Origin of the sequence: Aetokthonos hydrillicola CCALA 1050 (genome assembly GCF_017591665.1) — a bacterium.
GTDB classification, from domain to species: domain Bacteria; phylum Cyanobacteriota; class Cyanobacteriia; order Cyanobacteriales; family Nostocaceae; genus Aetokthonos; species Aetokthonos hydrillicola.
The window spans coordinates 1-3,707 of the sequence record NZ_JAAKGC010000235.1 but is presented as its reverse complement, the minus strand read 5'-3'; the positions used below and the strand labels follow the sequence as shown (position 1 = coordinate 3,707).

The window sequence follows — 3,707 nt, the reverse complement described above, 5'->3', positions numbered from 1 at the left end:
ATAAGTTGCCCAACCTTTAGAACCTCCGGGTACAGGGTAATCTGGTACTGCAAATTGTGGAAAAGCTGTGTAAGGACGCCAAGGTTGATTGGGTGCAATCTGTAAATGCAAAATTTTTTCTTCGCTATCCCCAGACTTACCTATCCAGCACATTCGTTGATGCACGGCAAACTCCTTTTTGTTTTGCTTTATATGCATAATAAAAAATCTTTGTCAATATAAAATTACCCTTCCGGGATAATTTTTTTGTCGAAAAATTCCTTCTTATGGCTCGAGTCTTTTGCGTTCAATTCAAAGAAACAACAAGTAAAAAACATAAATTGGCACACAATCTCTTTGTGTTTATCCGATGTTAGCTGCTGTTTCTAAAGATGTATGTGTCGATCGCTACTTTTTTACTTGACTTTGTGTCAAATAAGTGCTGTGCAAAAGAATTCAGGAGACAGAAATCTGAATTCAGCATGAATTTTCTCTGTTTCGGGGATGATCAAAGAGTTCAAATCCCCATCTCATTAATTCTGACTCCTGAATCCTGACTCCTGACTCCTTGATTAACGATAGTTTTGATAGTTCCTACCGTTTGGGTATAAGCAGAATCAGATAAAACTGGTTCTGACAACTGTAAGTCAATTGTCTGGGCTAAATCAATCCAAGATTTACAGCCACCATATTTGGCGCTATAAGGAATTTCCTGAACTTGAAACAGTTTGTAAGTTCGTAGCAAGAGTATATACAGTGGTTGGCTTGGCTTCCACTTTAAGCGATCGCTAATAAAGTACTCGTTCCAAATATGGAACGGAAGCAAGGCGCTGACTATTGCTTCGTCATAAACTCGAAAAATATCAGTAATTTTAGCCCAACTAGTGATCCGAACTGTTTCTGGATGCCACCCAGATGTCACGGGATAGACAAGGTTAGTATACTCAGGCTTGAGTAAGAAAGGCTGTTGATGTTCATAAGTCGGATAGAGCAAAATCTCTTCGTGCGCAACTTGAAACCGTCCATTACGTTCGTGGATACCACCTTTACGCAACAGCATTATTGTTTTGCCAACTTCTAGGGCGTTAATTGCGATCGCCCATTCTTTAAGTGCATGAGTAGTCTTAGTCAATTTTTTTACCTCATTGTCCTTAAGCATACTCTCATCAGCACGCTCACAGATTCAGTTATCAGTTATCAGGAAGAGCAGCAGTTATCTGTTAACACCACACCATATACTCGAACTAGTACAAAAGACAGGTGGGTGAGAAATCACTAATACGCTAGCATATCGCTCGTCTATTGATTTTCCTTTGAACGTTACTGCATTCAAAGTTATGCGATCGGCGCTTCTCCCAAAGGCGAACGCCGCAGCGCTTCGCTATCGCAGGCGCGCGTTATCCAGAACAAGCTGTTGCAAACGCACATGCTGCTTCTGCGAAACTTTCTGCTGCTGAACTTCAAGAAATCGACGCCATAGGGCGTATTATCACAAATCATCTAGAACCTGAGTTCGGTTATGTGGACTTGGGGTTAATGTCAAAATTTGTACACTTATTGAGAAGTTAAACAATGTGTAAACTTCAGTAAACAAACAATTGCTATTCCTTGTTTGGGTGATAACTTAATAAATAGGACACCAAACAAGGCATACCAACCTCCAAATAAAAAGGGCAAGTGATTAGGTGTCTCCCATCATCAGCCCAAGCAAATATCAGCATAATGATATTAAGTGGCATATCGCTAGACGAATAAGGCGAAGCCAAATCCCAAAGCGGAAAAACATAAAATATGCTGAGTCTGCTAGTAGTTTGTAAACCTTAGTTGTTGACTCTTTCTATTAATTAACGGTAACTGTTTGAACAGTAGTAAGCTTATAAAACCTGGTCACCTTTGACCAGGTTTTCGCCTTTTGTGCTAAGAATCAGAGGTAATAATGACCATACAAAGTTTACCCCGCGCTTACATTCCCACCCACAAGGGGATGGCGTTTTACGCACGTTCAATAAAAAAACTTAAAAGCTATACAGAAAATTTATACTTCTCGTTATTTACACGCTAGAGATTCATTATATACTTTCCTACAGAAGTTCCCTGAGGGGAGGAAGTGTTTACTTTAAAACGACTTTCTTCCTTATGGTTACTGGTGCTGATAAACAATGCAGAGTAATGTCTTGATATAAATGCTATATATCAAGCTTGCTTGCAATAAAGTGTTTTCCAGCAGGTTTTGCATACTCAAATAAATCAGGTACACCGATAGTTCAAGGACGAACGCTGTACCCCCTAAACCCCTTCGTCGTGGTGCGTGAACGCGGCTCCCTCAAAGAGAACGCTTGTATGAACGTGCTTCCTTCGCCTGCAAAATACTGTAATTCTTCAGTTTTTTCGACATAAATGATAGCCATCATAGCACAGAAAGCACTCAGTTTTTCTCTGCTTTAAAAGTTAGTGTTAGTCAAAACTTCGTGTTGCTTGCATATTGCGTTACAGATTTCCTTATTCTGTGTGTCTGTAATTTGTTTTTTTGTGTTTTTTTTACTTATTATTTTACGATAGGAGCAAGCTCATGCGCAAACCTAAATTTGTATCTCTCGCTGGTATGGCTCTGGTTGCTAGCGTTGCTTTTGCGCCCTTAATGACTGCAAAACCAGCTCAGGCTGAAAGTAAATGTTCTGGAACTGGTGTTTATTTAGTCACAACAGATAATGGTGCAGGTCCTCAGTTCACCTTCAAGGTTGCTCCAGATGAATCGGTAACAGGCTTTTTCTCCAACAATTTGACTCCTGATCAAGGTGTCTACAGCTGCCGGGGCAATCAATTTAAATTCCGGTCAATCGAGTTCAGCTTAGCCGACCAGAATACTGGAACACCTGCATCGATTATTCGGATCGACGGAAATTTCGAGTACGATCCTGGAGAAAAAACCATTTCCGGTACATACGAAGTTAAACTATTCCCTCTTTACTCCAATCCGTTTGAAGATGGCGGACCAGTGTTGCTCAAGCGCGCGTTCACTGGGGTTCGGATTCCAGTTCGCTAAGTTGCTGTCACATCAGCACAAAAGCGGATGCAGGCTCTGCTGTGGCGGAGTCTGTATCCGCTTTTTGGTTAGAAGTTGGGTTGCTCTAGTTGAAGGATATACACGTCAATGGTTGGGTGGTAATTTTTCACGCCCCAAATTCAAGGTGCGTTACGGTTTCGCAAAAGCGCACCCTACAGCAATACATAAAAACTCCCCACACCTAAACTAAAGCCAGAGGCTGCAAGCTCGTTTTTTGGTAAAAATACGTTATTGTACAGAAGTGTAGCGAACTAAATATTTTGTTGCATTTATATTTAATTTTTAAAATGGTTAATTTTTATGAACCAGGTCGATTATTTACGTATTAGTTTAATAGATCGCTGCAATTTCCGTTGTCAATACTGTATGCCGGAAGAAGCAGAGCTAGAGTATATCCTCAAGCAACAATTATTAACTGATGAGGAACTGCTGACTTTAATTGAAGAAGTATTTATTCCTGTAGGATTTACCCGGTTTCGCTTGACTGGGGGGGAGCCCTTACTACGTCCTCGTGTGGTGGAGTTGGTGGGAGCGATCGCGTCCCTTCCCCAAACCCAAGATTTAGCTATGACAACCAACGGGTTTTTACTAGCTCCAATTGCACAAAGCCTTTATCAAGCTGGTTTACGGCGAATTAATATTAGTTTAGATTCTCTTGAACCAG

3 protein-coding genes and 2 pseudogenes are annotated in these 3,707 nt (G+C 40.8%); 3 read left to right on the top strand and 2 right to left on the bottom strand.

What is annotated here, in order from left to right:
- Both G4P69_RS36190 and G4P69_RS36185 read right to left on the bottom strand, forming a co-directional pair.
- A pseudogene (locus G4P69_RS36190) lies at positions 1 to 198 on the bottom strand (hypothetical protein); the annotation flags it as partial.
- A 298-nt stretch (positions 199 to 496) separates the two neighbouring features.
- The gene (locus G4P69_RS36185; protein ID WP_208354719.1) at positions 497 to 1,138 is read right to left on the bottom strand and encodes a DUF1802 family protein; all 642 of its coding nucleotides are present in this window, start codon (positions 1,136 to 1,138) and stop codon (positions 497 to 499) included.
- A gap of 209 nt (positions 1,139 to 1,347) precedes the next feature.
- Here G4P69_RS36185 and G4P69_RS39775 point away from each other — a divergent pair.
- From G4P69_RS39775 to G4P69_RS36175, 3 genes and pseudogenes are all read left to right on the top strand, one after another.
- A pseudogene (locus G4P69_RS39775) lies at positions 1,348 to 1,516 on the top strand (aldo/keto reductase); the annotation flags it as partial.
- A gap of 1,032 nt (positions 1,517 to 2,548) precedes the next feature.
- Positions 2,549 to 3,022: a hypothetical protein gene (locus tag G4P69_RS36180; protein ID WP_208354718.1), complete on the top strand. Its 474-nt coding sequence runs from the start codon at positions 2,549 to 2,551 to the stop codon at positions 3,020 to 3,022.
- A 321-nt stretch (positions 3,023 to 3,343) separates the two neighbouring features.
- Positions 3,344 to 3,707, top strand: a 364-nt coding sequence (locus G4P69_RS36175) for a radical SAM protein (RefSeq protein WP_208354717.1), incomplete at its 3' end; no start/stop codon positions are given.

Bases quoted from the DNA above. Each gene is read 5' to 3' on its own strand.
- G4P69_RS36180 (WP_208354718.1), top strand. From the start codon at position 2,549: ATGCGCAAACCTAAATTTGTATCTCTCGCTGGTATGGCTCTGGTTGCT.
- G4P69_RS36185 (WP_208354719.1), bottom strand. From the start codon at position 1,138: ATGCTTAAGGACAATGAGGTAAAAAAATTGACTAAGACTACTCATGCA.